This is a genomic window from Methanobrevibacter sp., assembly GCF_030539875.1.
Lineage (GTDB): Archaea > Methanobacteriota > Methanobacteria > Methanobacteriales > Methanobacteriaceae > Methanocatella.
Map to the genome: position 1 here is coordinate 1 of NZ_JAUNXI010000036.1, position 3,729 is coordinate 3,729.

Consider the following 3,729-nt stretch of genomic DNA (forward strand, 5'->3'; position numbering starts at 1 on the left):
TTAATGAAAAATAAGAAAAAATAAGTCAAAAATTTTTCAGCACAAAATCAAAAAATTAATTTTGGCGGACACCCTAATATGGGAATTAGTTTATAGCATAATCACTCTCCTTTTATCCATTACTGGATTAATTTTCATTCCAGTTATCTATTTATGAAGTTATTTAAAGATTGTAGTTAAAAAACAATTAAAAATGTTTTTATATGATAAATAAGCATTTTAAGAGTTTATTTAATTGTATATAAATGTTTTGTCTTACAATTTAAAAATGGTGTAAATGGTCATTGTTTTTGTTTATTTTTTGGTGCTTTCTTGCTTTCCAAAGCTCTTCTTTCCCTAATTATTATCCTAATTGTTTGGGATAATGTTTCTTCAAAAAGTAGATAATGGAGTTCGTTTAATAATCTCCAATCTTCATCATCTAATCTGCATGAAATCATATGGTTTTTCTTATACATGGTGGGTCTTTTCAAATTTTGTTATTTCGTTTTCTAAATAATCACATATTTTTTGAAGTCTATCTATTAACTCTTGACTGCAATAGATATCATAAATCATTTCACTTTCATAAAAATAGTCATCTTTATTTGTTTTTTGATTAATAATAAAGTCATTGTTTTTATAGATATCTAAAACATATTTATAGTAAGTTAAATCTTTTTTGACCTTTTCAAGTGTGTTTTGTGTGATAGAGTGTATTTTTACTTCTTCTAAAAAGGGTACTTCTTTTGGTAATAGTACATTAAAATAAGTATTATTCGAGGTATAGAATTTTTTCCAAATTTCTATTTGTTCTTCAATTTTTACTTTATGCTCTTTTAATTCATTAATCATTATTATCACCATTCATTTGTTCTTCTTTTATTTTTTCAGCTTTGTATAATTCAGCAAGTGCATATCTAATTATGGCTGTTTTATTCAACAACGTTTTACTTTCAATATATGTTATCATATCTTCCATTTCATCGGAAGTTCTGATAGTAAATTTATAATTATATTTGGTCGGTGTACTAATCATGAATATACATAAGGTGTCTAATCTATTTAAAGAAGGAAATTTTTTATTATTGTTGTAGGACACTTTAGGAGAATTGAAATTGATAAATCAAGTTCATGTAACCTCTGTGTTGTTTCGTTTCTGAGTGCTTATTTTCAGACTTTCATTCTTTCATTACTTCTTCAGATGGTGAGGATATTATTTTTATCGTGATGGTCTGGAGTTGTTGGTGATAATTTCCTGCATGAGTTCCTGAATAAATTTATGGTTTTTGGGTTGTCGAATTGTCCTGAAAATAAGGAAGGATATTGCTTTATTTTGAAAATAAAAGGGTCGTTTTTCAGACATACAGATATGCCAAATCGCATGTTTCATTTCTCATATGTATAATGTCCTACTTAGACAGTTGGAATAGTATTGTATAAGTTGGTGTTATTAACTTGTGTTTAATTGAAATTATTTTTAATCTGGTGGAAGGTATTTTTTGGGAATTTATCGTTTTTGAATTTTTTAAGCAAAAGGAGCAATATTTTTTCTTTCACATCGACTTTATAGGAACTTTTATGGAACTGGATCAGTCGGGACCTGTTACATATAGGAACTTTTATGGAACTGGATCAGTCCTATTAGTGATAAAAAATTAACTGATATTTTAATACTTAGTTCCTATTATGGATTCATATAATTATTCATTTTATAAATTATCATATATCTTATTTCAATTTACATAAAATTCATAAATTGGCAGTTACAATAATGTTTTAAAAAAAATTAGAATAAGAATATTTAATTCTTTTTTAGAATAAATCTTCATTATCTTTTGCTAATTTGTTCAAACAAATCTGTTCCTAGCATTTTTAGGGAGGTTCGTCCAACTTCAAGCATAATCATAAACATATCTTCGTTTTTCCAATGTCCTCCTTCACCTTTTGTATAAATTGAAGGAGCTTGTAACATAATTGTTGCACCATTACATTTTACAAATTTGTTTTTGCATAAATTGGTGTTTATAGGCATACCATAATTTGCAGCAGTCAATCTATCAAGTCGATTAAGAGCACCATTACTATATCTCAATATCACCTCTCTACCATCTGGCCTTTTAACCTTTACATCTTGGGTTAAAAAATTAGAACCTTCTATGAACAGAATGTATGGAAAATGGCGCTCTGCAAGCATATAATTAGCAATTTCATTCACGTTCTTATGTGCTCTTTCAATTGCATTTCCTGCTACCATCAGGTCTTGGTCGTTATTCTTTCCAACAAGTTTTCCTGCCTTAATGTTTTCAATATCTTTTCCTTGATGTTTAGCTTCAGATACTAAAACTACTCGCCAGTTCCCATTATCGTCTTTTACTTCAATTAATCCGCCATCGGGTTTGATACTGGCGCTGTCTACAAAAAGAGTTTGTCCGAGATAATTATCAATTTTTTTTAAAGCAGCATTTATATCTTTTTTCATTAAGTCTTTTCTATATCTAAATGTTAGCATTGGAAATTCAAGCTCTAGCTGTTCAATGACTAACTTAGAAATTTTTCCGACATCTTTATCATGTATTTGTGCAGCTTTATGAAAAATAGTTAGTGGACCTTGACCTTCTTTTTGCTGTGCTGTTAATCTGTTTGATTGTCCTTTTTTCATATTCTATCACTCCTCATCAATATTAAAAAAGTCATCTATGTTTTGAACGTCTATATATGATGTATCTTGTCCTAATCCTTCCATTAACTCAATGTGCTTGTTGAAGTAATCAATCGATGCAGAATCACTGTCACACATAATGCAATGTCTTCCTTCTGTGATGCAAACTCTTCCAACGGTTCCACTTCCTGCAAAAAAATCAAGAACGATAGAACCTGGATAGGAAAGTGCCTTTACAAATCGTTCAATAATTTCAACTGGTTTTTGTGTTGGGTGACCAACACGTTCTTTGCTGTTTCCGTTTAACCTACCTATTTCCCAAACATTAGTTGGATTTTTCCCTTTACGTGTGTTTTCAGGATTAAGTCTTTTATCTTTTAACGCAAGTTTCAGCTGTTCCTCTGAATAAGGAACTCTTACTGAATCTAAATCGAAATAATAGTTGTTGGTTTTCACCAACCAGATTACTTCTTCATGCCTATTTGCAAAAAACCTGCGTGCTGACATACCATTCTTGTAGTACCAGATAATTGTATTGATGAGTTTGAATTTTGTGTTATGTCTAACATGTTGAATTATACTGACGAGGTCTCCTGATTTAACATCTCTAAATTGCAGTCCACCGAAAATAACCAGACTTCCAGAATCAGCTAATACTCTATACGCTTCATCTAACCACTTGGCAGCCCATTCAATATAGTTATCATAAATATCCCATTCTTCAAGTTCAAGATTATATGGGGGGTCGATACAGATAAGTTGAATGGACCCGTCAGGAATTTTTTTAAGAAATTCACAGCAATCCATTATGCTTAGTGAAATCATAGATTTTTCAGGCCTCTCAAAGTCAGCAGCTGTTTTTTGTTTAAGCGTTTTATCTTTATGCATTTTATTCAATGACATGAGTGCATGATTGTGATGTGATTTGTTATGAATAGCCATATTTTTACCTTTTTTTTATCATTATTTCCTATAAATACTTATATTAACTTTATTCTTTTGCATTAATAAATTATACTCTTATTAATTTTTAGGCTCTTTCAAAAACTTGTGTGATTTTTTTCTTTTTCATTGTTTAAATTCCAATA

The 3,729-nt window shown here is 29.6% G+C and carries 5 protein-coding genes; all 5 read right to left on the bottom strand.

What is annotated here, in order from left to right; genetic code table 11:
• Window positions 1–281: 281 nt before the first annotated feature.
• The 5 genes from Q4Q16_RS09210 to Q4Q16_RS09230 all read right to left on the bottom strand — a co-directional run bounded on the left by Q4Q16_RS09210 (window position 282) and on the right by Q4Q16_RS09230 (window position 3,583).
• A complete protein-coding gene (locus Q4Q16_RS09210; protein WP_303347432.1) occupies window positions 282–440 on the bottom strand; it encodes a hypothetical protein in 159 nt (52 codons plus the stop codon).
• Window positions 441–450: 10 nt separating this feature from the next.
• Window positions 451–834, bottom strand: coding sequence for a hypothetical protein (locus Q4Q16_RS09215; protein ID WP_303347433.1), 384 nt, complete (start codon window positions 832–834; stop codon window positions 451–453).
• The gene (locus Q4Q16_RS09220) at window positions 827–1,018 is read right to left on the bottom strand and encodes a hypothetical protein (RefSeq protein WP_303347434.1); all 192 of its coding nucleotides are present in this window, start codon (window positions 1,016–1,018) and stop codon (window positions 827–829) included. The genes Q4Q16_RS09215 and Q4Q16_RS09220 overlap by 8 nt, the downstream gene beginning before the upstream one ends.
• A gap of 792 nt (window positions 1,019–1,810) precedes the next feature.
• Window positions 1,811–2,641, bottom strand: a complete 831-nt coding sequence (locus Q4Q16_RS09225) for an EcoRI family type II restriction endonuclease (RefSeq protein ID WP_303347435.1) — start codon at window positions 2,639–2,641, stop codon at window positions 1,811–1,813.
• Window positions 2,642–2,647: 6 nt separating this feature from the next.
• Window positions 2,648–3,583, bottom strand: coding sequence for a site-specific DNA-methyltransferase (locus tag Q4Q16_RS09230; protein ID WP_303347436.1), 936 nt, complete (start codon window positions 3,581–3,583; stop codon window positions 2,648–2,650).
• Between the last annotated feature and the right edge of the window lie 146 nt (window positions 3,584–3,729).